Annotated in this window: 23 protein-coding genes; 12 read left to right on the top strand and 11 right to left on the bottom strand. The window is 65.0% G+C overall.

Annotated elements, in window-relative coordinates; genetic code table 11:
* Window position 1 precedes the first annotated feature (1 nt).
* On the bottom strand, window positions 2-1108 hold the full coding sequence (gene tal / locus CHB84_RS14055) for a transaldolase (RefSeq protein WP_089302053.1): 1107 nt from the start codon (window positions 1106-1108) through the stop codon (window positions 2-4).
* Window positions 1109-1329: 221 nt separating this feature from the next.
* Between tal and CHB84_RS14050 the strand changes: the two genes are divergently transcribed.
* Window positions 1330-2115 (top strand): DeoR/GlpR family DNA-binding transcription regulator, encoded by a 786-nt coding sequence (locus tag CHB84_RS14050; RefSeq protein WP_089302099.1) that lies wholly within the window; start codon window positions 1330-1332, stop codon window positions 2113-2115.
* A gap of 110 nt (window positions 2116-2225) precedes the next feature.
* Here the strand turns inward: CHB84_RS14050 and CHB84_RS14045 are convergent, their stop codons facing one another.
* Entirely contained in the window at window positions 2226-3185 is a 960-nt protein-coding gene (locus CHB84_RS14045; protein ID WP_089302052.1) for an AraC family transcriptional regulator, read from the bottom strand.
* Between the two features lie 202 nt (window positions 3186-3387).
* Between CHB84_RS14045 and CHB84_RS14040 the strand changes: the two genes are divergently transcribed.
* The 5 genes from CHB84_RS14040 (at window position 3388) to CHB84_RS14020 (ending at window position 8136) form a co-directional block, all read left to right on the top strand.
* Complete coding sequence (locus tag CHB84_RS14040) at window positions 3388-4362, top strand: LLM class flavin-dependent oxidoreductase (RefSeq protein WP_089302051.1); 975 nt, start codon at window positions 3388-3390, stop codon at window positions 4360-4362.
* 84 nt (window positions 4363-4446) lie between these two features.
* Window positions 4447-4938: a cupin domain-containing protein gene (locus CHB84_RS14035; RefSeq protein WP_176439959.1), complete on the top strand. Its 492-nt coding sequence runs from the start codon at window positions 4447-4449 to the stop codon at window positions 4936-4938.
* A gap of 48 nt (window positions 4939-4986) precedes the next feature.
* A complete protein-coding gene (locus CHB84_RS14030; RefSeq protein WP_089302049.1) occupies window positions 4987-6552 on the top strand; it encodes an acyl-CoA synthetase in 1566 nt (521 codons plus the stop codon).
* Complete coding sequence (locus CHB84_RS14025) at window positions 6536-6961, top strand: Zn-ribbon domain-containing OB-fold protein (RefSeq protein ID WP_089302048.1); 426 nt, start codon at window positions 6536-6538, stop codon at window positions 6959-6961. Before CHB84_RS14030 ends, CHB84_RS14025 begins: the two co-directional genes overlap by 17 nt.
* The gene (locus tag CHB84_RS14020; protein WP_217898554.1) at window positions 6958-8136 is read left to right on the top strand and encodes a thiolase family protein; all 1179 of its coding nucleotides are present in this window, start codon (window positions 6958-6960) and stop codon (window positions 8134-8136) included. Before CHB84_RS14025 ends, CHB84_RS14020 begins: the two co-directional genes overlap by 4 nt.
* 506 nt (window positions 8137-8642) lie before the next feature.
* On the opposite strand, the gene pgl is transcribed toward CHB84_RS14020, so the two are convergent.
* From pgl to CHB84_RS22940, 9 genes are all read right to left on the bottom strand, one after another.
* Window positions 8643-9425: a 6-phosphogluconolactonase gene (gene pgl, locus CHB84_RS14015; RefSeq protein WP_089302046.1), complete on the bottom strand. Its 783-nt coding sequence runs from the start codon at window positions 9423-9425 to the stop codon at window positions 8643-8645.
* Window positions 9426-9636: 211 nt separating this feature from the next.
* Window positions 9637-10623, bottom strand: a complete 987-nt coding sequence (locus CHB84_RS14010) for an LLM class flavin-dependent oxidoreductase (protein ID WP_089302045.1) — start codon at window positions 10621-10623, stop codon at window positions 9637-9639.
* 49 nt (window positions 10624-10672) lie between these two features.
* Entirely contained in the window at window positions 10673-11278 is a 606-nt protein-coding gene (locus CHB84_RS14005) for an SRPBCC family protein (protein ID WP_089302044.1), read from the bottom strand.
* On the bottom strand, window positions 11275-11778 hold the full coding sequence (locus CHB84_RS14000; RefSeq protein ID WP_089302043.1) for a (2Fe-2S)-binding protein: 504 nt from the start codon (window positions 11776-11778) through the stop codon (window positions 11275-11277). Before CHB84_RS14000 ends, CHB84_RS14005 begins: the two co-directional genes overlap by 4 nt.
* On the bottom strand, window positions 11775-12725 hold the full coding sequence (locus tag CHB84_RS13995; protein WP_245818736.1) for an FAD binding domain-containing protein: 951 nt from the start codon (window positions 12723-12725) through the stop codon (window positions 11775-11777). The genes CHB84_RS14000 and CHB84_RS13995 overlap by 4 nt, the downstream gene beginning before the upstream one ends.
* Window positions 12650-15037 (bottom strand): xanthine dehydrogenase family protein molybdopterin-binding subunit, encoded by a 2388-nt coding sequence (locus tag CHB84_RS13990; protein ID WP_245818735.1) that lies wholly within the window; start codon window positions 15035-15037, stop codon window positions 12650-12652. Before CHB84_RS13990 ends, CHB84_RS13995 begins: the two co-directional genes overlap by 76 nt.
* Window positions 15038-15237: 200 nt before the next feature.
* Complete coding sequence (locus tag CHB84_RS13985; RefSeq protein ID WP_217898552.1) at window positions 15238-16800, bottom strand: hydantoinase/oxoprolinase N-terminal domain-containing protein; 1563 nt, start codon at window positions 16798-16800, stop codon at window positions 15238-15240.
* A complete protein-coding gene (locus tag CHB84_RS13980) occupies window positions 16784-17878 on the bottom strand; it encodes an S-methyl thiohydantoin desulfurase family protein (protein WP_089302041.1) in 1095 nt (364 codons plus the stop codon). Before CHB84_RS13980 ends, CHB84_RS13985 begins: the two co-directional genes overlap by 17 nt.
* Complete coding sequence (locus CHB84_RS22940) at window positions 17875-18048, bottom strand: hypothetical protein (RefSeq protein WP_176439957.1); 174 nt, start codon at window positions 18046-18048, stop codon at window positions 17875-17877. Before CHB84_RS22940 ends, CHB84_RS13980 begins: the two co-directional genes overlap by 4 nt.
* Before the next feature lie 113 nt (window positions 18049-18161).
* On the opposite strand from CHB84_RS22940, the gene CHB84_RS13975 reads away from it, so the two are divergent.
* The 6 genes from CHB84_RS13975 to CHB84_RS13950 all read left to right on the top strand — a co-directional run bounded on the left by CHB84_RS13975 (window position 18162) and on the right by CHB84_RS13950 (window position 25676).
* Entirely contained in the window at window positions 18162-19724 is a 1563-nt protein-coding gene (locus tag CHB84_RS13975) for a PucR family transcriptional regulator (protein WP_176439956.1), read from the top strand.
* Between the two features lie 297 nt (window positions 19725-20021).
* Window positions 20022-21626, top strand: coding sequence for a purine-cytosine permease family protein (locus tag CHB84_RS13970; protein WP_089302039.1), 1605 nt, complete (start codon window positions 20022-20024; stop codon window positions 21624-21626).
* Window positions 21627-21723: 97 nt separating this feature from the next.
* Complete coding sequence (locus CHB84_RS13965) at window positions 21724-22605, top strand: AAA family ATPase (protein WP_089302038.1); 882 nt, start codon at window positions 21724-21726, stop codon at window positions 22603-22605.
* 18 nt (window positions 22606-22623) lie between these two features.
* Window positions 22624-23805, top strand: a complete 1182-nt coding sequence (locus tag CHB84_RS13960; RefSeq protein WP_089302037.1) for a vWA domain-containing protein — start codon at window positions 22624-22626, stop codon at window positions 23803-23805.
* Window positions 23806-23907: 102 nt separating this feature from the next.
* A complete protein-coding gene (locus tag CHB84_RS13955) occupies window positions 23908-24708 on the top strand; it encodes an alpha/beta fold hydrolase (protein ID WP_089302036.1) in 801 nt (266 codons plus the stop codon).
* Window positions 24705-25676 (top strand): DUF1028 domain-containing protein, encoded by a 972-nt coding sequence (locus CHB84_RS13950; protein WP_176439955.1) that lies wholly within the window; start codon window positions 24705-24707, stop codon window positions 25674-25676. The genes CHB84_RS13955 and CHB84_RS13950 overlap by 4 nt, the downstream gene beginning before the upstream one ends.
* Window positions 25677-25694 lie beyond the last annotated feature (18 nt).

The following is a 25694-nucleotide window of genomic DNA, read 5'->3' as shown; positions in this document are numbered from 1 at the left end:
GTCACCGCACGCGGGCGATCGTCTTGTCGACATCCTCCAGCAGCCCGTTCCACGACTCCTGGAACGCGGCCACACCTTCGCTTTCCAACCGACGCACAACCTGGTCGTAGTCGACACCGGCCGCGGCCAGCCGCCGAAACACGCTCCGGGCTTCGTCATAGCTACCCCGAACGCGATCACCGCCGATCACACCGTGGTCGGACACCGCCCGCCGCGTAACCTCCGGCATCGTGTTCACCGTCTGCGGCGCCACCAGCTCGGTCACGTAGCGCGTGTCGTCATACGCCGGATCCTTCACCCCTGTCGACGCCCACAACGGGCGCTGCGGCCTCGCACCGGCCCGCTCGAGGTGCCGCCACCGATCACTGCGGCAGACATGCTCGAACCGCTCGTAGGCCAACCGTGCGTTCGCGATCGCAGCCTGCCCCCGCAACGCCGCGGCCTCCGTGGTGCCGGCCGCATCCAGCCGCCGATCCACCTCGGCATCCATCCTGCTGACGAAGAACGACGCCACCGACCCGATCCGCGACACATCCCGGCCCGCCTCGTACGCGGCCTCAAGGCCCTCCAGGAACCGCACCAGCACCGCCTGGTAACGATCCACCGAGAAGATCAACGTGACATTCACGCTGATTCCCTGACCCAGGCACGCCGCGACAGCAGGCAGTCCCGCCGCCGTCGCCGGAATCTTGATCAACACGTTCGGCCGGTCGACCATCCACCACAACAGTCGCGCCTCAGCCACCGTGCGCGCCGTATCGTGTGCCAGCCGCGGATCCACCTCGATCGACACCCAGCCATCACGGCCATCACTGACGTCATGCACCCCACGCAGGACATCGCACGCCCACCGCACATCAGCCGTGGTCAACACGCGCACCACCTCGTCGGCCGAGAACCCCAGCTGCGCCAGGTCGACGAGTTCATCGGCGTAGGCGACATCCTCGCTCAACGAGCGATGAAAGATCGTCGGGTTCGTCGTCACGCCCGTGATCTGGCCACTCCGTACCAGCGCCTCCAGGTTGCCGGACCGTAGACGCCTCCGGCTCAACTCATCCAGCCAGACCGCCACACCGTTGGACGCCAGCTCCCGCAACGCCTCACCCATCCGGCGACTCCCTCCACACTCGCACAGCTCGACCACGATGTGCACGATTTCGTGCATGCATGTGAGCTACAGTGTGCATCAGTTCATCAGGTTCTTGTCAATATCGCACACAAAAGCCAGGGAAAACAGTCCGAACAACCGTATCCCAGGAATTTCTCCCTCCTGCACAAGCTGATACGGTGTGCACGAAACCGTGCACCATGGTCCGCTGGAGGGACTCCATGCTCGCTAGTACGCGTCGACGCGAGATCCTGCACCGGCTCCTCGCCGACGGCTATGTCGAGGCCAGGGAACTCGCCAACCGCATGGGAGTCGACACCTCGACCATTCGCCGGGACCTCGACGCTCTCGCCCGCGCCGGTCAGGTGCAACGCACCCACGGCGGCGCTCGCCCGACCCCCGGCGTAGCAGGCGAGCTGCCCTACGCCATGAAAGAGACCGAACGGCGCAGCGAGAAGACCGCGATCGCTGCTGCCGCCGCAGCCCTCGTACGGCCCGGCGACACCGTCATCCTCGACAGCGGATCGACCACCTACGAGGTCGCCGCCGCCCTGCGCACCCACGAGAGCCTGACCGTGATCACCAACGACCTGCGCATCGCCAAGTTCGTCGCCACCGTCCCCGACATACGGTTGCTGGTCACCGGCGGTGAACTGCTCGGATCGGTATACACACTCGTCGGCGACCGCGCCGAAAGCTTCCTGGCCGACTACGCCGCCGACTGGACCTTCCTCGGCGCCGATGCCATCCACCCTGCGGCCGGCATCACCAACACCAACACCCTCGAAGTCCCCATCAAACGCGCGATGATCGCCGCGGCCGTCTCCACCATCGTCGTCACCGACAGCTCCAAGTTCGGTCACCATACCCTGGCCAAAGTGGCCGCCCTCGACGAGATATCCCAGATCATCACCGATTCCCAGCTGCCAACCGGCACAGCGGAACAGTACGGCGACCAGCTCACGCGCACGTCCTACCTGACCGAAACAGAGTCCAGCGCCGGATAGCTACACAACGGCACCGTGCGGGAACACACGCCACCGGCAGCGCCCAACGGCACCGGAAACGTGCCGGCACAGGTGTACCCCCCGGTGCCCGCAGCGCCAGGAGTGCACGCCTACCGCGGCTTCTCGTGACGGATCTCGCGTGGTGCGACGCCGTAGCGCTTACGAAAAGCGATACTCAGCGCGCTGCCGGACGAGAAGCCGGCAGCGTGCGCATGCCGGGTGATGGTCCAGTCCTGGTATGCCGGGTTCTGTAGCCGTTCCCGTACCAGTCGCAACCGCTCTTCCCGGATGAGATCCCTCGGCGTTGTACCGGCCAGCTGCAGGGATAGCTGCACCTGACGCAGCGACCAGCCGAGCGCGTCGGCCACCGTGCGACCCGACAGATCGGGCCTGGCGGAGTGTTCGCGAACGTAGCGTCGCACGGCCTCCGCGACATCGACCAGATGGTCCGGGGAGTCCGGCCGATCGTCGCCCGTCACGAGCATGCACAGCAGCTCGGCCAGCCGGTCACAAACCGCGTCGAACTGGCACGGAGTTACCGTGTCGCGTTCCTCGATCAGCCCGATGATCAGGTCGTGAACGACTCGGCCGAGCCCTCGACGTAGATCCACCGGTGCCGCCACCGGCGCGGCTCTGTTCAATCGCCGGTCGATCTCACGGCCGGGGATCGTCATGATCAGACCCCGGCACGCCGAGTCGTGCCAGATCTCGAACGGGGCATTCATGGTGAACAGCGCGCCGGTCCCTACGCGCATAGCAGCCTGCCGACCGTTCTGGCGCACGAGCAACTCGCCGCCGATCGGAAGCGCGAACCTGTAGTGCTCGTCCGGGTCATACCTGATCTGCTGAGCCGTGCGGTGTAGCCGCTCCTCCGCCGCATGCCACCCGGCCAACTGGTAGTTGACGCTACGCAGTCGAACCGATCGACCGCCGAACCCTTCCGGGTAGGCGAACTGATAACCCATCCGGCAGTGGTACGAGTTCACCAACTCGCTCCAGTAGTCGGTGCGCTCCTGAAAGGCTACATCCTCGGTGGAACTCGACTCCACTACATACGCATCACATGTCATCGGCATCATCCTTCAGCGAGGCCGTTCAGTTCCGGACTACGAGTACCTCATTGTATCGCTGGCTTCCAGCACAGCACGAGTTCCGCGTGCGTTCGCCGCAGGTTTGCGCGTCGAGAAAGCACCTATGCGCGTATGAACAGGCACCGGTACCCGATGCAGGCCTACGTTCGTACCAACTCGGCAATTCGAAGGAGGCAATTCGATGTCGTTAACGATGTCGTGCGCATTCACGACGTCTCTGCAAACTCCCGAGCATGTGCGGATCGCGGAGGAACTGGGCTACGAGCGCGCATGGCTCTACGACTCGCCCGCCGTGTGTGCCGACGTGTGGACACAGCTGTCTCGCTCGGCAGAACGCACCGAGAACATCTCGCTCGGGCCCGGCGTACTGGTCCCCTCACTGCGCCACCCCATGGTAACGGCGACCGCGATCGCCGAACTCGTCGAGCACGTGGGACAGGAGCGTGTTGTGGTCGGCGTGGGCAGCGGTTTCACCGGCAGGCTCGCACTCGGGCAGCGGCCGTGCACGTGGGCGTACGTCGCGGACTACATCAGGGCACTCAAGGCACTGCTACGGGGCGAGCGCACCGAGTGGGACGGAAGCGTGATCGAGATGCTGCACCATACCGGTTTCGCCGCGCCCCGGCCGATTGACGTTCCCTTCGTCGTCGCGGCCTTCGGCCCCAAGGGGATGTCGGTGGCGAGCGAGCTGGGCGACGGTGCGATCACCTTGGCGGCCATGCCCTACGATGGGTTCGACTGGGTGACCCATATCGTGTTCGGAACGGTGCTGGAACCCGGCGAGAATCCCGGTTCCGACCGGGCGGTGGACGCGGCGGGACACGCCGCCAGCGTCATGCTCCATTTCGCGATCGAGTTCGACAAGCTCGACATGATTCCCGGTGGACGAGAATGGGCATCCGCCTACGACGACGTTCCGCCGGAGACACGCCATCTCACAGTACATGACGGTCACTTGTGGGCAGTCTCGGAGCGTGATCGCCCATTCGTCACGGGGGATGTTCTTGCGTCGCAGGGACTTGCACAGGACGAGTCCGCTTGGCGCGACAAGATCGCCGAGTGGGAGGAAGGTGGGGCCACTGAGATCGCGTACCAGCCTGCCGGTCCCGACGTACCGCGCGAACTAGAAGCATTCGCCAAAGCGGTCCGAAACTGATTGATCACGTGAGACGACGAAGAAGGGATGGGCACTGTGAAGGCGCGACGTATTGTTATGGGACATGACTCGGCAGGCTGTTCGGTGGTTCTGGAAGACGATGACGTAGAACCGTTCACGGCTTCACTCCTTCCGGGCGTCGAGATTCACCGCCTGTGGGAGATCGACGAACAACCAAGCCTGCCAGTAACCGGGGTCAAGCCACCCTCAAATGGACCGTTCTACCCGCTGCCGGGCGGCCTGCGATTCGGTTTGCTCACGATCCCGTCCGGCCTCGACTACGTGCCGCCCGAAGGCGCCGACGTGACCGCAGCCATGGCCGAAACCGAAAGGACGTTTCCCGGCATGCCGGCCGCGTTCGATCCGGATCGACCGGGTATGCACACGACGGAGACCGTTGATTTCATCATCGTCGTCTCCGGTAAGGGCCGCATGCGCACGGACGACGGGGTCGAGTTCACCTTGAGCGCGGGGGATTGCCTTGTCCAGAACGGAACCGCCCACGCCTGGTTCAACGACTCAGCCGAACCGTTCGTGCTCGGCTTCGTGCTGTGCGGAGCAACCTCGGCATCGTGACCGTGACTTCCGTGGCACGTGCGTCGCTCGGATGACAAGGAGTAGTCCATGTACGTTACCCAGGCGCTCCACCGGACGCTACAACAGCAGCCCGGCGACATGATGACGATATTCGCTGATCGCGTACGTACGGTCGCTGAATCAGCGGAACGCGTCAGTCGGCTTGCGGGAGCGCTCCGCGAGGTGGGTACCGGACCCGGCGAGCGGGTAGGGATCCTGGCACTGAACTCCGATCGCTACCACGAGAGCCTCCTCGCCGTCCCGTGGGCCGGCGACGTCGTCGTCCCGATCAACACCCGATGGAGTGCGGACGAGATCGCCTACGCCCTTCGCGACTCCGGAACGCACGTGCTGCTTGTCGACAACGAGTTCGTCTCCATGCTCCCCGAGTTGCGTCAGCGACGAGTCGATCTATCCACGGTGATCTACTGTGGCGACGTCGGCGTTCCGGACGGTGCACTCGATTACGAGCGTCTGATCGAAGCAGCCGACTCCGTTCCGGACGCTCGCCGGGGCGGCACCGACTTGTTCGGTGTTTTCTACACGGGAGGTACCACGGGGCAGCCGAAGGGCGTGATGCTCAGCCACGACAATGTGCTCATCTCCGCGCTGGGAACGCTCGCCGGTGGCGACTTCGTCTCGCCGCTGGGTAGATACCTGCACGCGGCGCCAATGTTCCACCTCGCCGACATCGTGGGCTGGATCGGGGGCATGCTGGTCGGTTCTACGCATGTCATCGTGCCCGCATTCACCCCGGACGGGGTGCTTTCGGCGGTCTCCCAGCACCGCGTCACGGACTGCCTGCTCGTTCCCACCATGCTCCAGATGGTGGTCGATTCGCCGGAGCTGGCAGAGCACGACCTCTCCAGCGTGCGCAACATCGTCTACGGTGCCTCCCCGGTATCGGAATCGCTCCTGGAACGGGCGCAGAAAGCCTTCCCGGAGGCGGGGCTGATGCAGGCCTACGGCATGACCGAACTCTCGCCGGTGGCGACCGTGCTCAGCCAGTCCGACCACAGGGAGCCGGGCTTACGACGTGCCGCGGGCCGTGCCGCGCCCCACTCCGAGGTTCGCATCACCGATGATGAGGATCGCGAGGTACCTCGCGGAACCGTCGGCGAGATAGCGGTTCGAGGCGATCATGTCATGGTCGGTTACCTCAACCTACCCGACGAGACGGCGCGGGCGCTGCGCGATGGATGGATGCACACCGGGGACGCGGGCTACATGGACGAGCGCGGCTACGTCTTCCTCGTCGACCGCATCAAGGACATGATCATCACCGGCGGTGAGAACGTGTACTCGGCCGAGGTAGAGAACGTGCTCGCCAAGCATCCCGCCGTGGCCTCGTGCGCGGTGATCGGCGTGCCGGACGCGGTACTGGGCGAGCGAGTGCACGCAGTCGTCGTCCTACAACCCGGCCGGAGCGCATCCGAAGAGGAGCTTCGGGGACTATGCCGTGATCACATCGCGCGCTACAAGACGCCACGCAGCGTCGAGTTCACCGACGCGCTGCCGGTATCCGGCGCAGGCAAGGTACTCAAACGCGCGCTGCGTGCGCGGCACGTGACCGACGGACAGGCTGAAGGGGGTACGGATGACGGCGACACATGAACCGGTGGCCGAGGGCCTCATCACCGAAGTCGACGGAAGACCGCGACTACTGGGGGCACGTTGCGACGGGTGTCGGACCACCATCTTTCCGGTACAGCGCTCGTGCGCCCGGTGTGGCGGCCGCGCCGTGCGCCAGATACCGCTGTCCTGCACGGGAACGTTGTGGACGTTCACGGTACAGGAGTTCCCCCTCAAGGCTCCGTACGCCGGCCCGTCCGATCCCGACGAGTTCGAACCGTTCGGCGTCGGCTATGTGGAACTACCCGACGGGATACGCGTGGAGACGGTACTGACCGAGCGCGACCCGGAGAACCTGGTGTTCGGCATGCCGGTCGAGCTCGTCCTGACCCCGTTCCGCAGGTCGGATGGCAGCGAGCTCACAACGTTCGCGTTCCGCCCGCGACAATGAGAAGGAGCATCATGGATGTGGCGATCGTGGGTGTAGGGCTGCACCCCTTCGGCCGGCATGACGGCGTGTCAGGTCTGGCTATGGGAGTCCAGGCAGCGCGGAACGCGCTGCACGACGCGGGGGTAGGATGGTCGGACGTGCAGTTCGCCGTGGGCGGGAGCATGGGTGGCGTGCTGGGGGAGCCGCAGGCGCCCACGCCCGACGCGCTGGTCGGCGAACTCGGACTGACCGGGCTGCCGTTCGTGAACGTCACCAACGCGTGCGCCACAGCGGGAACGGCGGTGGATGTGGCTGCACAGTCGCTCATCTCCGGGAAGTACGACGTCGTCATGGCCCTTGGCTTCGACAAGCACCCGCGCGGTCACTTCAATCTCGGGTCGAGTTTCGCCGGGCTACCCAGCTGGTACGCGGAAACAGGCATGATGGTCACCACACAGTTCTTCGCCATGAAGACACATCGCTATATGCACGATCACGGCATATCGCATCGTTCGTTGGCGAGAGTTGCTGCCAAGGCGTACCGGAACGGGGCCGCCAACGGCAACGCGTGGCGACGCAAGCCGTTCACCGAGGAGGAGATCCTCACCTCGCGCATGCTGAACTATCCGCTCACCCAGTACATGTTCTGCTCGCCGGACGAGGGGGCCGGTGCGGTCGTGCTGTGCCGTGCCGATCACGCCCATCGTTACACCGATCGTCCGATCTATCTCAGGGCAGCCACGACACGCACCAGACGGTTCGGCACGTTCGAGGTGTTCAGCCCCTCGCTCGCACCGGACAGCCCCGATAGTCCCACTGTCGAAGCCGTTCGGGCGTGCTATGAACAAGCGGGCGTCGGTCCCGAGGACATCGATATCGCTCAGGTTCAGGACAGCGATTCCGGTTCAGAGATCATTCAGATGGCCGAAACGGGACTGTGTGAACACGGTGAGCAGGAATCAATGATCGAAAGACGCGAGACCGACATCGGCGGGCGCCTACCCGTCAATACCGACGGCGGGCTGCTTGCCAACGGCGAACCCGTAGGGGCATCGGGCATGCGACAGATTCACGAGATCACCCTACAGTTGCGCGGTGACGCCGGCTCCCGCCAGGTTCCAGGCACACTCCGCACCGGTCTGACCCAGGTGTACGGCGCGCCCGGCATCGCGGGCTGCACGATCATGTCCACGTGAGCTACCGGCGTCACGTTGGCAAGGCCGGTTGCAGCAACCGAAGCCGAGTGTCCGCGAGACGTGTCGTCGACCTTCGTCAAGCAGGGACCGACCTGATCATGGGATCCGGGGCGGCACCTTGCAAGTCGTTGCTGGTAGTACTTTGTCGGCTCGTGTCCGGGTGACCAGTCCGGCATTCAGCGGAACGGCAAGGTACTACAAGCCGTCGGTACACAACGGCGGCAAGTCCGGTTGAAGAGCAATGCCGGTTGTACCCTGACCAGCGCGCTGCAGCGAGGCTGCGCCTTGTCGCAACGTCCCGTTGAGGCTGGTGTCCGGCTCATCTGCCCGGAGGTCGACGCCCAACGTCCCCGCCTCCTGTGTGACTACACGATCACCGATCCCGGCGACAGCGTGGCTCACCAACCGTGCCATGATCGCGGCGGCCACGGTCGCCGGTGCGCGCCGGAACTTTACCCGGGCGAGAACGTTTCGCGGGAACACGCAAACCGATCGTCGTCGCAGGTTCACTGGTGCTCGACACGGCTCGCTGCTTTCTCATCCACGAACCAGAGAGTGCGAGTCCGGCCACACGCACCAGCGGCGGGCAGTGCCTGCGAGTCACGTGTCGTCAGCGCCGTAGCCACCGCGTCCGCCTTGGCGGCGCCATCGGTGATCAGCCACACCTCATCGGCGCGACAGATCGAGGCGAGTGTCAGGGTGACGCGTGTCGCAGGCGGCTTGGGACAGTCCCGCACGCCCACTGCGCCCGCCTCCCACTCCGCTGCCGCGTGGGTGTGCGGAAAGAGGGACCCGATGTGGCCCTCCTCCCCTACTCCGAGCAAGCAGACGTCGAACAAGGGACGTCCCGCGTCCTGCGAATGGGCAGCGAGAATGTCTCGATAAGCTGCCGCAGCAGCCTCGACGTCGGTACCGAACCGGCCGCCGCTTGCCTCCATCGCGTAGATCCTTTCCGGATCGACCGGAACGTGATCGAGGAGCGCCTCACGCGCTTGCTGCTCGTTTCGCTCCGGATGTGCGCGATCCACGAAGCGCTCGTCGCTCCAGAACACATTCACTCGACTCCAGTCGACCGCGCTGTGAGTGCACATGTCGTACACCTGTCGAAGGACGCCGATCCCGGTCCTTCCGCCTGTGAGTACGACAGACGCCGCCCCCCGAGTCGCTTGCACGTCCGCGATGCGCATGAGCAGCCGTGCGGCCACTGCCGCCGACAGTTCATCGCCATCGGCATGCACGAGCAGCTCTGGACGGTCGCCTGTCCGCGCCTGTGCTGGAGTGTGTGCCATCAAGAAACTCCTTCGCCGGACCGATGGTCACGCCACCGTAGGTGGGGGCGCGTCGACGTCGTTGTGCGGTGTCGATGCCCGCCGCACCGGCACCCGGCGGCGGAACGGCTGATAGCAGGTCGAGTACGGAATCCCGGTGACGTGGCAGACCACACCAGACCATCGGTCGGCATGCAGGCCAACGTACCGGCGCGTGTCCGGTCTTCGCAGCTCACAGATGGGGCAGAACTGCCGACGCCGTAAGCCGGAGCTCGTCCTGGACAGTGTCACCATTGACAGGAGCGAGCACGACGCTTGTGGCCCCTGCGGCGCGCAGCTCGGTGATCCGAGCAGCTACTTCGTCCGGATTCCCCGCAACGGCAAGCGTATCGATCCACTCGTCGGGCATTGCCTCGGCGAATCGGTCCGGTTCCCGCTCGAGCAGCTCCGCGACGTGGTCGTTGTAGCCGAACGCTCCGGTCAGGGGATTCTTCGGACCGAGAACGGTGATGTACTGGGCAACCACCTCACGTACTGCATCTCTGGCTCGCTTGCTGTCCTTGTCAATGCTGAACAGCGCCAACGTGGGAGTGAGGTGATTGGTGCGCCCGGTTTCGGCCATGCCCTCGTGAATGTGTTTCGTGGCACCGTCCAGGTAGGCAGTGCCAGTCAGGACGCTCATGACAGTGCCGTCGGCAATCCGGCCGGACAGCCGCAGTGATTTAGGTCCTACCACCCCGGTCAGCAGGGGCACCTCTTGTTCGGGGCAATGAGTGGCGGCCACTGAGCGGAACGCGAAGTAATCGCCCTCGACGTCGAGAGTCTCGCCCGCAAGCAGACGACGGACACCATCGATGCACTCGGTCAGCGCGGTCAACGGTGACTTCGCGGTCAGCCCCATCTGGTGCGTCCAGAACGGGACACCGTGCCCAATGCCCGGCAGGAACCTGCCAGGATAGGTTCGGGCCAGGGTGGCGATCTCCATGGCGGTGACGGCAGGATGCCGGGGCGTCGATGCGACTACCCCCAGCCCTACCTTGATTCGTTCCGTGGCCTGCAGCGCGAGGGCCGCGCCGGTGAATCCGCCGTAACAGAAGTAATCCTCGGCGACCCACACCTCCCCGTATCCGAGTTCCTCGGCCGCGGCGGCCACCGACGGAATCTTCTCCGGCGGGGTCGATGTGGTGACGAATACACCGACAGGTGGCTCGTTCGACATTGGCTGCTCCTTGATGCTGGTCTGGACTCGATGTCCGAGTCTGATGGGCTTACTCGCGCTCTCGTTGGTTCGGATCCTGTTTTGTTCGCTCCGTCGCAGCGCGGGAGCGACGTGGCGCGATGAGGCGCTTCAGCCGTGCCCACAGGCTCTTGAGAATGATGCTTATTCCTTGCGGCTCGGCAGCGACAGTTTTTGCTGCCGTTTCGGGTGTGGCGTTGAGTTTGGTTTCGACGCAGGTGGCGAACTCGCCCAGCATGCGTTGTGATATGTCGTTGATGAGGCCCGTTCTCCCGAACTGGGCAGCGGACCCGGACAACGTAACGTCGGTGTTGATCCCGACGTGTGTTCCGGCGTCGGTGTCACTGATGTCGCCAACCACAGTGATTTCCCCGCGGCTACCGCCCTTGCGGTCGACACCCGTGCCGTGGATGGTCACCTGTGATGCGTGCTCGTCGAACACGACGGTGGCCTTGCCTTCGAACTTGATCGCGATCGGCCCGAGTTTGGTGGCGAGTTGACCACGGTAGTTTCCTTCGTCGTCCTGCTCGGTGATCTCGGCCCCCGGCAGGCACTCCACGACAGACGGAACATCGTGGAAGAACTGCCACACTTCAGCCTTGGGAGCGGGCACCACGATCTCTTGCTCGATTTTCAACTGATGCTCCCACTCTCGGAGACCCCGTCGCGCTGGCTGTCAGCTGCGGCCATGACCGACTTGACGATTCCGTCATAGCCGGTGCACCGGCACAGCACTCCCGAGATTCCTTCGCGCACCTCGGTCTCGGTCGGGTTCGGGTTGTCGCGCAGCAGCTCGGTTGCGCATATGAGCATTCCGGGCGTGCAGAATCCGCACTGCAGGCCGTGATGCTCCTGGAAGGACTTCTGCAGTGTATTGAGCTCGTCGCCTTCGGCGAGCCCTTCGACTGTGCTGATACGAGCGCCGTCGGCTTGGACGGCGAAAGTCAGGCACGAACGGACCGCGACGTCATCCAGGAATACCGTGCAGGCGCCACAAACCCCGTGCTCGCAGCCGAGGTGGGTGCCGGTGAGTCCGCACTGGCGGCGCAGGAAGTCCGCCAATGTCATCCGCGCCTCGCAGTCGTCGGTGTATACATGCCCGTTGACGGTGACGGTGATCGTGTGTTTGTCGCTCATCGGTGGCCTTCCTTCTGGTGAGTGATTGCCGAACGGATCGCGCGAGCGACCAGCACTCGCACCATCTCGAGCCGGTATGAGGCCGAACCATGGACGTCGTCGGTCGGGTGAACGGAATCCGCCGCGGCTACGGCAGCCGCGTCGATCCCGGCGTCGTCCAACGCGGTTCCCGAGAGTTGTGCCTCGGCCTCGTGCAACCGGATCGGTGTTGAATCGACACCGCCGGCCGCAATGCGCACAAGGTCTGCACGTCCGTTCGAGTCGAGATGGACCGCTGCCATCACGGACACGATGGCGAAATCGCCGTGGCGGCGAGCGAGTTCTTCAACTCGGACACCGGTGCCCTGCGGTAGCCGAGGCAGCCGCGCCGAGAGCAAGATCTCATTGTATTCCAGGCTGGTCACGAGCGGAGCGAGGAAGAAGTCCTCGGCGGGAACCGTCCGCTTTCCGGACGGACCTTGCACGGTCAGCTCCCCGCCCAGTGCCACCAGCACGGTAGGCAGTTCCGCAGCCGGGTCGGCGTGTGCCAAACTGCCGCCGAACGTGCCCCGATTGCGGTTGGTCGTATGGCCGCTGTGGGCCAGCGCAGCCGGCAGGAGCGGAACGGCGGAGCCCGCTGTCTGATCGCGTTCGAGGACACGCTGACGGGTCATCGCACCGACGACGAGGTGGCCGTCGTCCGCACGGATATGCGTCATGTCGTGCGTCTGATTGATGTCGATGAGCACCGATGGACGCGCCATCCGGAAGTTCATCAGCGGGACGAGACTCTGCCCACCGGCGAGGATCTTGGCATCGTCGCCGTACTCGGTCAGCAGATTCACGGCCTCGGCGCTGTCGTGGGCGCTGCGGTATTCGAACGGCGGTGGTTTCATGTCGTTGCTTCTCCTGACTGGGCCGCACGGATGAGTTCGAGCAATCGGGGCGGTGTCATCGGAAACTCGCACACGGTCACCCCGAGATCGGACAATGCGTCGTCGATCGCGCTTCCCACCACAGATACCCCGGCAATGGTCCCTGCCTCCCCCAGGCCCTTCATACCTCCCGGGATGTGCGGGGCCGGGGTTTCCTGGTGATAGAAGTGAAATGGCGGAATGTCCGTGGCACTCGGGATCAGGTAGTCCATGAAGCTCGCAGTGCGGATCTGACCGTCGTCGTCGTAGACGAACTCCTCGAACAGCCCGCCACCGAAAGCCTGCGCCAAGCCGCCTGCGAGCTGCCCGTCGGCAAGCAACGGGTTGATGATCACACCTGCATCGTGGGCCTGCAGGCAGTCCAGCAGCTTGACGGCCCCGGTCTGCCTGTCGACCTCCACCAGCAGTGCGGTACAGGCGTAGGACGTTGTCATGTTCGCCGGGTCGAAGACGTCCACCTCTTCCAGTGTCGGCGTCTCGGACTCGGGCAGCCGCCCGTTCAGCATCCGGTACGCGGAATAGCCGATATCGGCGGTCGAGACAGAGGAATCGGCAGCGCCGCGGACCGATACCCGGCCGTCCTCGAGCTCCAGATCCTCAGGGTCCGCCTCGAGAAGTTCGGCGCCGATGCGCAGGATCTTCGACTTCAGCCGTCCGGTAGCGTTGACGATAGCCGCGCCACCCAACGTGGCTGCCCTGCTGCCGCCGGTGCCGTAGCCGGTGTAGGGACAGGACTCGGTGTCGCCGGTCACGACCGTAACGTCCTCGATCGGGACGCCGAGCCCCTCGGCGACCAACTGCGCGTAGGTCGTGTGCGTCCCTTGTCCCGTCGAGATTTGCCCCGACAGGACCGTTACCTTGCCTGCGGAGTCCATGCGGACATACACCTCGTCGAAGCCCGAGTGATCAAGACCGACCATGTTGAGGACACGGCTCGGACCGTACGCACCGGGCTCGATGTGGAAGCCGTATCCGATTCCGATCGATCGGCCTGCCTCGCGCCCTTCACGCTGCAGCTCATTCCAGCCACGCTCTTCGACGGCGGACGTAGCGAGATCCAGGCAGTCGGCGTACCGTCCGCTGTCAAAGGTGAATGCCGCTCCGCTGAAGTACGGGAACTCCTCCGGCGCGGGGAAGTTCATCCTGCGTAGCTCGATACGACTCATCCCGAGCTTGCGTGCGGCGAGTTCGATGAGCCGCTCGTGCACGATATTTCCCTTGGGCACACCCCAACCGCGGTAGGAACCGTAGGGCGATCGGTTCGTCATCACCGCCTTGAGCGTCAGCTCCTGGTTCGGGATCTTGTACGGCCCCATGGACGTGAGCACCGACGCCCACGGGGGGCCGGATCCCACCGTGCCCAAGGCTCCCCCGAGAACGCCGTAAGCAGTACCGCGCAGGCCGAGAATCGTCCCATCCGAGCGCAGCGCCATCTCGAAGTCGTGCCGCATATCGCGTGACCGAGACGAGGCGACGAAACTCTCCTGCCTGTCCTCCAGCAGTTTCACGGGCCGCTTGCTGCGCCGGGACAGGATCGCCGCGATGACGCCTTCCGGGTAGAAGTCGAACTTCAAACCGAATCCGCCACCGATTTCGGGTGTGCGCACGCGAACCTTACTGACGGGCACCGAGAGGACCTGAGCGAACAGCTCCCTGGCGAGATTCGGCGACTGGGTCCCCAGCCACACGTCCAGCCGGCCCGAGAAGACGTCCCAGTTCGAGATGCACCCGCGAGTCTCGATGGGACATCCGTAACCCGGGTGGTGCCGAAAGCTCGCCCCGACGACGACATCGGCCTCGGCGAAGGCCGCATCGGCGTCGCCCGCCGTCAACGTCATCGATCCACTGATGTTGTCCGGCCAGTCTTCGTACAGCTTCGGCGCGTCCGGCGCCAGCGCTTGCTCGAGGTCGGCGACGACGGGCAACGGCTCGTAGTCGACCTCGATCAGTTCGAGTGCGTCCTCGGCCACGTAACGGTCGACAGCGGCAACCGCAGCGACACCCTGGCCGACCCACCGCACGGTGTCGGTCGCCAGCGCATGTGCGCGAGCGATGCGCTGCTCGGGTATCGGATACCAGATGACGGGCTGCTCGCCCGCGATCTCGACCAGATCGTTGCCGGTGATCACGTCGAAGACACCGGGCAGTTCCAGCGCCTTGCTCACGTCGATACGGGTGATACGCGCATGCGCAACAGGACTACGCAACACCGCGCCCTCAATCATCCTCGGCACGGTGATGTCATCCATGTATGTGCTACTGCCGGTCAGCAGGCTCGGGTCATCGATACCTGGCTGTGGTTTGCCTGCATACTTGGTCGACTTGGGTTCTGTAGTGGTCGTCACAGCAACTCCTCGATATCGGATTGGTGAGCCGAGCCGAATCCGGACCCGGCTGCGTCAGAGGGCGTGGTGCTGCATTGAACGGATCCGTCCTCAACCGCCGTAGGCGATCAGCCCTCACTCGCCGGCGCGGCTCGAAGTCGGAGACAGATGTGGGTTGATCCGGACAAGTCAACGTGCTTCCTTCGTCATCGCGACCGGCCTCAAACCGTGCTGAGGGGACCGGCAGCCTTGGCGCGGATTCGGATTACTGGTTCGGTCAGGTAAGCCATGGGAACCTCTTCGATCTCGACGATCTCGACGGCCGCCGGGTCAGCACCTGCGCTGATCGCCTCATTGCGCGCGTCGGTCGTCGCCTCATCGGTAACCTCCTGACGGGTGCGTCCGGCTAGTTTGAACACTTTGTCGACCTGGCCGGAAACCGAGGCGATCGCCGCTCCGATGGCGTTGGCCACGTCGTAATGCTCGGGGTGGAGCACGACGCTGGCTCCCTCGAGTTCCGGCGGTAGCACGACACTTCCACCCCCGACAGCAATGACTCGTGCCTCGCCTCGGGTGGTCTTCATCTGATCTATCGCGATCGCTACACGTTCATCGGCAATTCGCAGCGCCCCGGCCAAATCGACTGCCGTATCGGCTAGCAGGTCACGCTTGCCCATCTCGGCCCGCTCTGCGCTCACCGCGGCGTCGGACAACGTGGGAGACGCTCCGCCGAATACGAGACTTTCGGTCACCAGGCGGTGGCCGACGCTTTCGGGACCGACCTTGATGCCGTCGCCATCCTGGGCGATCTTGGTACCACCGCCCACGGCGATACTGTTGAGATCGGGCATCCGGAAATTGGTACGGACTCCCCCGATGTTCACCGCCGCCGACGATTCCCGCGGGAATCCGTTCACCAGCACTCCGATGTCGGTCGAGGTTCCGCCGACGTCGACCACGAGTGCATCGGTCTCCTGGGTGAGATAACCGGCTCCGCGCATACTGTTCGCCGGTCCACTGCCGATGCTCAGCACAGGGAAACGCAGCACGTAGTCCAAACCCATCAGAGTTCCGTCATTCTGGGTCAGATAGGCGACCGCGTCGATCCCGTTGCGCTCGAGAGCGTCCGTCAGACCGCTGACCACCTTACGGGCTACACCAACGAGCGAGGAATTGAGCACACAGGCGTTCTCACGCTCGAGCAGTCCCAGAGAGCCGATTCGGTACGAAAGAGACACCGGCACGTCCCCGAGTACCTCATGGACCACCTGCTCCGCCTCCAGCTCATGCTCCGCGGATACCGGCGAGAAGACCGAGGTGATCGCGACCGCTTCGATCGTGCCCGCGTGCTCCTCGAGGAAGCGAACCAGCTCCTGCCGCCCGAACGGCACGATCGGCTCCCCGGAGACCTCGCTGCCGCCAGGTATGATCACCTCACCGGCCGACGCCGCGGCGCGCAACTCACTGGGCCAGTCCAGCAACGGCGGAATCGACAACGTCGCGGGCGCACCGATCCGCACGACCGCGGTTTTGAGCAGCTCGCGGCCCTCGAGGATGGCATTCGTGGCGTGCGTCGTCCCGAGCATCACATGGGTCACTCTGTCGAGTGGCGCATCGAGCACCGAACTCACGCCGGCGATCGCCTGGTGAATGCCCGTGCCGAGATCGAACGTGGTCGGGGTCTTGAACTGGGCGAGCAGTCGCTGATCGTTGTCCACCACGACCGCGTCGGTATTGGTACCACCGACGTCGATGCCAATTCGCAGGTCAATGGGTCGGGGCATGGCGTTCCTCCACCGGCTTGAACTCGACGTCGTAACCGAAGGCCCGCGGGCCTACCACCCGCAGCCCTGCCTCACTGCGCCACTGGGTCGGACCTCGGAATACCGAGAGGACGACCCGCTGCCCGTAGCGGATGTGCTCGGTGACAATGCCATGGGCAGTGTGCCGATCAAGTAGCGTGATGATGTCGGGCACCGTGGCGATCGGCTCGCCGTCCTCCAGCGCGACCAGATTCTCGTTCTGGAACTCAACACGCACCAAACGCCCGGAGTCGGCCTCCGTACCCTCGATCACGACCGATCCGCGCACGAACCCGCCTGCGGTGTTGCGCTCGACATCGATCACCTTTCCGGTGATCAGCGGGTAGACCTCTGCCTCAGCATCCAACGCCTCGAATGGGCTGGCTCCCGCGGTCCGGATCGCACGGCCGATCCGGACCGCCGTGCTGACCGTTCCCCGGATCACCGGCCCTCGCGCTACCGCGCCGGACATCGGGTAAAGACCCGCGGACGCGCACCCGCCCAGCACCGACACCGTGTTGCGCATCAGGCGTTCCAACCACACGTTCCCAGCCGTATCGAACGTGATCGCCTGTGACCGTTCGTCGACGAGGACGCTCGGCCGGGACGGGATGTCGTGCAGGTGCGGGGTGCACATCTGAAGCTCGGGAAACGCGCGACCCATCAGGTCCCCGTCGACGAGTGGTAGCCCGGCATTGACGGCCCACGCCACCGGAAGGACACCGTTGATGCCGCCCATCTCCAGTGGCATCATCGCGGAGATCCGCGTACCGAGACGGGCTTGCAGGGTGTCTTGGATGACCCTGCCCTCGCCGCCGTTGGCTATCTTCTCCATCATCACCGTGGGTGCACCGATCATGCCCGCGGCGAAGACGGTGTCCGAATCCGCCACGTCGTCGAGTTGAATCACCGAAACGGGGCCGTGGCGTTGCACGGCGTTGATGGCCATCATCAATCCGACGCGGGGATCGCCTCCCCCTCCGCCTGCGAGCACCGTGCAGCCAACGGCCAGGTCGGCCAGTTCGCGCTCGCCGAGAGTCGTCTCGATCTCCTGACTCATGATGCGTCCTCGATGGCCAGTACCTCATCTCGCGCGTGCCGCCCGCCCCGCAGGCCGGACACCACGTTCGCTCCGCCGGTGAGTATCCGACCACCACGACTCCGCTCGCTCAGGCCGGCCATGCCACCGTCCGGAGGACGCATGGTCGAAATGTTCGCGAATCCGCTCATCAATCAAACCTCCATTTGTCGGGATGAATCTACGGTTGCCGAACAGGACAAGGAAGGTGCATCGTGAACCCATGCCAAGCCATTCGGTGCGTGTTGCACAAGACCGCCCCCACGTGGCGGTCGAACTACCGTCCGGCACGTCCCGTCGGTCACTGCGCGCGATCCTGGCCGAGCTACAGCTGAACCGGCCCGAGGACGCCATCGCGCTCGACGGCGACATCGACCGCGACATCGCCGAGGTTCGGCTGATCGATTCGACAGATCAACTCGATGAGGTCGGTGCTGGGGCGCTGGTGGTTCTCGATCGCAGGCTGTCACACATCGCCGACGGGTACCTGATGGACGTGGCGGTACGTCGCGCGGTGAGCCGCGAGGTAGCCGGCCTGATGCTGACCGCACCCGAAGGCGCCAACGTCTCCCTGACAGCTCGCAGCATGTGCCGCAAGAGCGGGCTGGCGCTCGTCCGGTTGTCGCCGGATCGTGACTTGAACACCGTGCTGAACGTCGTCGCGCAAGAGATCGCCGACGAACTGCACCTCACGATGGAAAGGGTGCGGCGGGTTGTCGACGCTATTGACCGGCTCGCCGGCGAGGGCAGCACACCTACCGACCTCGCGACGATTGGCTCGAGCCTGCTCGGCTACGAAATCCGGGTCACAACCGAGCCACCCGAGGAGGGCACCGAGCTGTTGGCCGTACCGGCCATCGTCAACCAACCCGAGGGTGAACAGTTCGTCTCCGCACGGCTCCCCGACGCTGACGCCAACACGTTGCTGGAGATGGTGCTGTGGCGCCTCGCAGCCGAGACCAGCCGAACGGCGTTCATCACTGAACAAGCCGAGCGCACCAACATGCTGTCCGTGGATGAGGTGCTCAGGCAGCTCCTCGGAGCCAGCCGCGAGACCCGCGACGACTTGTCACCACAAGCCCGCAAACTCGGTATTCCGGTGGATGCCTGGCACATCGTGGGTCGTTTCGAGCTGGACATCCCGCAGGAGGGGATCGCGGACGGCCTGCTGGCCTACGAGACCCGGGAGCGCCTGGCCCGGATCGCGCTGACGACCGCATCCACCTCAGGTGGTATCTGGCATACGGCGCAGGAACCGGCGGCACTGTGGCTGCTGCACAGCCACCATTCATCATCCCCGCCGCGCGATCTGGGACTGCGCGTCCATCGACTGATGGGCTCGGTCCTGGCCGCCCTGCAGCATGCCGTGCCGAGCCTGCGAGCCTATGTCGGGATCGGCGGAGTGCACGCTGCGATGACCGGCATTGCCGGCAGCGCAACCGAGGCGAAGGTGGCCGCTACCCATGCGCGCTCGCTGCGGCGCGCGAACCATCCGATCAGCTTCGACGCCGTCGGGATCCGGAGCACGATCGTAGAGTGGTTCGGGTCGCCGACGGTGCAGGAATCGGTCGATGCCTTGTTCGCGCCGTTGGACAAGGTGTCCCAGGCGCGGCGTGACGAGACCATCGAGATCCTGGGTACGTACCTCGATTTCGGCGGTTCGGTTGCCCGTACCGCCGAGGCGATCCATCTGCATCGCAACGGCGTCCGCGCACGGCTGCAGCGGGCGATTGACCTGATCGGAGTCGACATCGACGACCCCGACCAGCGGCTGTTCCTGCACCTGGCGTGCCGCGCTCACCGAATTGTCGGCACGTCCCACTCGTGACCACCGGAGTCACAAGCGACTGTCGGCGGCGGACGATCCATCCGGTGACGTACCGTCGACCACTCGGGACACGGTCGGAACGCTCACCCACGCCAACTCGACGCACCCCTTCAGGGCTGCCTGCAGGGGCTCCCTGCAGACAGGCGCGCTGGTTGACTCAACTGGATGGCTCAATCGGGTGCATTCTGTCCGGAACGGTGGATGTTCATGTGCCTGCTGCACATACTGAACGATCCGCGGGCTGCTCATACTCGCATCGGCGCGTAAGTCCCTATCGAATGCGAGGAGCCGTCCGATATGAGTACCGACGTCCCCCGAGTCCCCCCACTCGAGGTCACCCACGCCGACGACCCACAGGTCGTACGCGAAGCCGCGACCGAGGACTACACCGCGCACGTCGTGCCGCGCGAATGGCGCCTTCCCCCGCGGTCGCTGTTCGGCGCCTGGTGGGCGTTGGGCACAGCGATGTTCTGGGTGATCCTTGCCGCGCTGGTCACGCTCACCGTCGGCACCCGGGACGCCATCATCGGCATGGTGCTCGCGGTCGTCGTGTACGGCGCGGTCAACTACGTCCTGTCGGTCTACGCGGCACGCACCGGAACCACGGTGAGCCTGTTCTCCCGCAGCCTCTTCGGTTCGTCGGGTGCGGTATTCGCGCCGTTGACGATCGCTGCCATCGCCATCTGGTTCGCGGTGTTCGAAGGCTCGGTGATCGCGGTGGCCTTCGAGCACTACTTCGGCGGCCTCGACCTGAGTCTGTGGTACCTGGTCGTCGTGCTGTACAGCATCCCGCTGGCGATCGGCGGCATCCGGGCGTTCCTGGACAAGTTCAACAGATTCCTGTTCCCCTTCTACGTCCTCGGGCTCGTCGCGGTCGTCGTCTGGACCGTCGTCGAACTGGACGCCTCGTCGGGCTGGCTGACCTACCAACCCGAAATGCCATCGGTAGCCGGCCCAGGCTGGTTGTTCGCATTCGGCGTGTACATGGGCGACTGGGTGCTCATGATGGCGACGTGGGACTTCGCGCGCTTCGGTCGCACGAGCAGGCGGGACGTCCGGACCAACGGATGGTTCACCTTCGGCCCCGGGTTCTACCTGTTCACCATCGTGGTCAACGGCCTGATCGGGATCTTCGTCGCGCTGACGATCCCGACGGAAGGGCCGCTATCCGAGATATCGAGCGTCATCGGGATCGTCGAACTGATGGGCATCTGGGGCCTGCTGTTCGTCTGGATCAGCCAGACCCGAATCAACACCGCCAACTTCTACCTGGCCACGAGCAACCTGGCCAACGTCTTCGCACAGACATTCAAGCTGAAGCTGCCCCGCGTGGCGTGGGTGGTCATCGTCGGGGCGATCGTCTACGTGATCATGCTCAGTGATGTCTTCAGCTACCTGCTGATCGCGCTGCGGTACACGTCCGTCCTCTGCGTAACCTGGACCGCTTGTGCCCTCGTGTTCGTCCTCCGCCATAAGGTGCGCGATCGCGCCACCCGGCCCGAATGGCGCTCCGGCCGCGTGGCCGCCGTCAACTGGCAGTCCCTGCTCGCCTGGGGCCTGGGCACCGGGGTCGGCATGCTCATGATCGGCATCGACGAGCAGACCTCGTGGTCAGCGACCTTGGCGCTGCCGGTCGCGTTCGTGGTGTCGGCGATCACCGAACTGATCGTGCTGTCCACCGGCAAAACGGATGCATCGGGACTGTCCCGTCCGCACGACCCGAGGCACGAGGTGGACGACCCGTGGGAAGCGCGCGTGCGCTGCCACCGCTGCGAGAAGGCCTACATCGCCGTCGAGATGGACCGGGACCCGAGCAACGAGCATCGGGCGATCTGTGCCAGTTGCGCACAGACCAGCCCGACGTTCGTCAGGCAGGCCCGCCGAGAGGCTGCGGAGTACTGAGCCGAGGCGCTCCGGCGGTGCAGACTGCCGGACGTAAGGGTGGTCCGAGTGCGCTCTGCACACACTGAACGATGCGTCGTCCCCCCATAATCGCATCATGGCTATGTGTTCGACACCCGACGCCCTGAGCTCCGCGTTGTCGCATGCCGGGTATCTGCCCGACGCAGGCATCAGTGCGGCGGCGTTTCTCGCCGACAACATGGCGCGGCCATTGTTCCTCGAAGGCGAGGCCGGTGTCGGCAAGACATCCCTGGCTGCGGCGCTGGCGCAGACACGCGGCAGCGAGCTCATCCGTTTGCAGTGCTACGAAGGCATCGACGCGTCCCAGGCGCTCTACGACTGGGACTTTCCCCGCCAGCTGCTGCACCTGCGTGCGATCGAGGCTATGGGCAATGGGCATATCGACGTAGCCGCGGCTGAGTCGGAGCTGTACGACGAGCGCTTCCTGCTGGCTCGTCCCATCCTGCGCGCACTGCGTACACCGCGATCGGTTCTGCTGATCGACGAGATCGACCGTGCCGACGATGAGTTCGAGGCCTTCCTGCTCGAGGTGCTCTCGGACTTCACGGTGTCCATCCCCGAGCTGGGGCAGGTGCAGGCCGAGGTCGCGCCACTGGTGGTGCTGACCTCGAACCGCACCCGTGAAGTGCACGACGCGCTCAAACGACGCTGCTTCTACCACTGGGTGCAGCACCCCTCACTCGAGCGGGAGGTCGCGATCCTGCGGCGCAGGCTCCCGGAAATCACCGAACGCCTTGCCAACGACGTCGCGACCGCAGCCTCCCGCCTGCGTGCCGCCGAGCTGATCAAACCGCCAGGTGTGGCCGAGTCGCTGGACTGGGCAAGTGCACTACAGGCGCTGGGATGCGAACAACTGGACCAGGGCTTCGCAGCGCTCACCTTGGGAGCCGCCCTCAAGTACCGCGAGGACATCGAGCGAGTGGAGCAAGAGGGACTCTCCCAGGTTATGGCGTACTGAAATCGAAGCGAGGCAGCGATGACGACGTCCAGCCCGGACTCCGGAGACTTCCGTGGCGCGGGAGTGGTAGCGGAACGGATCGATGATGCTCCCACCGCTCTCGTCGGATTTGCCCGCGCTCTCGACGCCGCAGGCGTCGCGGTCTGTTCGACCCGTACAGCCACCTACGTCGCGGCGGCGACGGTGTTGCGATCCGATCAGCCAGGCGCGCTCTACTGGGCCGGCAGACTGTCCTTGACCTCGTCACCGGACGACCTGCCAATCTACGATGCGGTGTTCGAGACGTACTTCTCCCTCGAGCTCGAACACGAACAGTCCACGATACACAGCCAGACACCGGTACTGCACGCAAGCGTCCCGTTCACAGAGGACGGCGACCCGAGCGAGGATCCGACGGGGGAGGACAGCGACGTTCTCCCACCGGTGGTACGGGCCAGAGCGAGCGCGGAGGAGGTGCTACGCAACCGTGACCTCGCCTCCCTCAGCCGTGTGGAGAGGCAGGAGATGGCGCGCCTCATGCAACTGTTGCGACCCGGGTTGCCGGTGCGACGGTCTCGGCGCAGACGCTCACGTGCGACCGGACAGGTCGACGCGCGCCGGACCGTACGCGCCATGCTTGCCGCCGGCGGTGAGCTGGCCGCTCCGCGACGGCATCGACCCGATACTCGCCCACGCCGGATCGTCCTGCTGATCGACGTCTCGGGTTCCATGGCCCCGTATGCCGATGCCCTGCTGCGCTTCGCACACGTGCTGGCCCGATACCGGCCCAATGCGTGCGAGGTGTTCACGATCGGCACCCGGCTGACACGGATCACCAGCGCCATGCGCATGCGTGACCCGGATTCCGCGCTGAGGGCAGCGGCGGAGACGATCGCCGACTACTCCGGTGGGACGCGGCTGGGGGAGGTGCTGCATGCGTTCCTCGACCGATGGGGGCACAGAGGTACCGCTCGTGGCAGCGTCGTGGCGATCTTCTCCGACGGATGGGAGCGGGGATCAGCCGACGAGCTGGCCGAGCAGGTGGCACGCCTTGCTCGTTTGGCGCGGACCGTTGTCTGGGTCAATCCGCACAAGGGCGCAACGGACTACGAGCCGGTCCAGGGCGGAATTGTCGCGGTGTTGCCCTACGTAGACCACTTCGTGGCCGGACATTCGTTGGCTGCTCTGGAGGAACTTCTGGGCGTGATGCGCAATGCGTGACGCGATCATCCGGCTACCGAACTGGTGGCGCTGCAAACGCCCGGTCACGACGACGGGACCGAGCGCCGCTGCGGTTCGGGATCAGTAACCCGAAGGAGCGCGATGAAGCTGCAGGAACTCGACATCAGCGGCCCGGCCGGCCGCATCGCAGGCTGGTCGGCTGGTGAACGCACGCCGGACGAACCAGCGGTGCTACTGATCCACCCCATCAACACCCAGGGACGGATCTGGGCCGAAGTGGTCGAACTGCTGGACCCGCGAGGCCACTGTGTTATGCCCGACCTACGTGCCCACGGTGGTTCCGATGCTTCCGGCGAGTTCTCCCTGGCCGCATGGACGGCCGACTGCCTCGCGGTGATCGAGCGGGAACTGCCGAGCGGACCGTTCCACGTCGTCGGCGGATCTCTCGGGGGGCCGTTGGCGTGCTGTGTTGCCGCTGCACTGCCGGAAAGGGTCGTGTCGGTTACCGCGATCGGCAGTTCGCTGAACTTCGACGGTGTCGAGGTGTCCGGTGTTCTCGACATGTTCGACCGATTGGGGGTCGAAGGCACCTTCCGGACGGTATTCCCGACGCTGACCTTTGGCCCCGGCTGCTCACAAGAGGTCATCGACAAGGCGCTCGAGCTCGCCAACCCCAACGATGTGGAGACGGTGAAGCGAGTATGGGCAGCGACGATCGAAAGCGACGCCACCGAACCGGCGAGCCGAACCCATTGCCCGGCCCTTGTGATCAGCGGTGAGCACGACGTCACGTGCACTCCTGCCCTCGGCCTCGAGATGGCCAGAGTCCTGCGAACAAGCCAGGTCATCCTGCCCGATATCGGACACATGCCGATGCTGGAATGTCCCGAGCGCATCGCCCGACTACTCGACCGACAGTTCGCCGGGAACGGATCCGTATGACTTACTCACTGCTTGCACGTGACCCTACTACCGGAGACATCGGAGTCGCCGTCCAGTCGCACTTCTTCGCGGTCGGACGCCTCGTCCCGTGGGCGACCGCAGGTGTCGGTGCTGTCGCCACCCAGGCGATGGTCGAGCCATCCTACGGGTCGCACGGACTGGAACTCATGGGACGCGGCTACGCGCCGAACGACGCGCTCGCCCAGTTGTTGGAGCAGGATCTCGGCTCCGAGCACAGGCAAGTCGCGCTGATGGCTGCGGACGGAACCGCAGCCGTCCACACAGGCTCTGCGTGCATTTCCGCGGCCGGCCACACCACCGACCACGGCCTCAGCACCCACGCCAACCTGGTCGAATCCGAGGCTGTGTGGCCGCCGATGTCCGAAGCGTTTCGAACCGCGGACGGCAACCTCGCGCACCGGATGCTGGCCGCACTTCGGGCCGCGGAGCGTCACGGTGGCGATATCCGAGGTCGCCAATCCTCCGCCATGCTCATCGTACGCGGCACGCCGACCGGTCATCTGGCCGAGGATCGTGTGGTCGATGTTCGGGTCGACGACGCCGCTCACCCGCTCGACGAGCTGGAGCGACTCATCGACCATGCCGAGGCATTCGGCGGGCTCTTACGGATGCTGCAGACCGAGGGGCTGCTCAGCGGAGAACACACTGCCGATGCGGAGCTCGTCAGGCAGGCTCTCGCCGAGCTCGATGCCGCGCAGAGAGTGATCGGTGAGAAGAACGTGGAACCGACAGTCTGGAAGGGTCTGCTGCTGGCCCGCAGTGGCCATCAGGACGAGGCACGGCGCACGTTTCAACAGGCCATACGTACCGAACCCCGCACGGCGACCCTCGTCCGGCGACTGGCTCGTGCCGGGACGTGGCCCGGCGACCCAGCCACCCTCGACACGCTGCTCACGCCGAGCGACTCACCGGCTGTGCCGGACCCGCACAGTGAGCCGGACCGCTGACCGGACGGTTCCGGAATC

Source organism: Haloechinothrix alba (genome assembly GCF_900188115.1).
Lineage (GTDB): Bacteria > Actinomycetota > Actinomycetes > Mycobacteriales > Pseudonocardiaceae > Haloechinothrix > Haloechinothrix alba.
The sequence above is the reverse complement of the archived record's forward strand: the minus strand, read 5'-3'. Positions and strand labels throughout refer to the sequence as shown.